This window comes from Pseudomonas sp. P4_C1 (genome assembly GCF_056402155.1).
Genome location: NZ_JBFUHY010000171.1, coordinates 1 through 900, shown reverse-complemented (window position 1 = coordinate 900; position 900 = coordinate 1). Strand labels below are relative to the sequence as shown.

The 900-nt window shown below is 62.2% G+C and carries 1 protein-coding gene; it reads left to right on the top strand.

Annotation, left to right across the window (positions count from 1 at the left end):
• Positions 1-900, top strand: a 900-nt coding sequence (locus AC1DU9_RS29835) for a VCBS domain-containing protein (RefSeq protein ID WP_477811276.1), incomplete at both ends; no start/stop codon positions are given.

Here is a 900-nt window from a genome sequence, read left to right as displayed (position 1 = left end):
ACGTGCAAGGCGCCGACCGCGTGCCGCTCGGAGAAAATGCCGGCCCGATCACCCCCGGCACCTTCACCGGCACCTATGGCACCCTGGTGCTCAACGCCAACGGCACTTACACCTACACCCTCAACACCAGCGATGCCGACTTCAAGGCGTTGCATGGCGGCGGCGACGGCACCGAAACCTTCACCTACACCCTCACCGATGCGGACGGCGACAGCAGCACCGCCTATCTGGTGCTGCAGATCCACAACAACGATGACTCGATCACGATTGGCGGTTTGAATGTTGAGGGTGGCGAACTCACCGTATTCGAGAAAAACCTCAGCGACGGCAGCAGTCCGGACGCACCGATGTTGACCCAGAGCGGCACGTTTACCGTGACCGCGCTGGACGGCGTCACGAGCCTGACCGTCGGCGGTATCGCCGTGGTCAGCGGTGGCGTAACCGCCGGCTTCCCGCAATCGATCACCACACCACTGGGCAGCACCCTGACCATCACCGGGTTCAACGCCGCGACCGGTGTCGTGAACTACAGCTACACCCTCAACGACAACGAAGCGCACCCGACTGGCAACGACGCCAACACCCTGCCTGAGCAGTTCACCGTAACCGTGGTCGACAACAACGGCAGCACCGCGACCGGTTCACTGGACGTCAACATCGTCGACGACCTGCCAAAAGCCGTGTACGACAGCAATGTTTCAACGGCCTCGGAAACCCTGCTGACCCTCAACGGCAACGTGTTGAGCAACGACGTGCAAGGCGCTGACCGGGTGACGCTCGGAGAAAATGCCGGCCCGATCACCCCCGGCACCTTCACCGGCACCTATGGCACCCTGGTGCTCAACGCCAACGGCACTTACACCTACACCCTCAACACCAGCGATGCCGACTTCAAGGCGT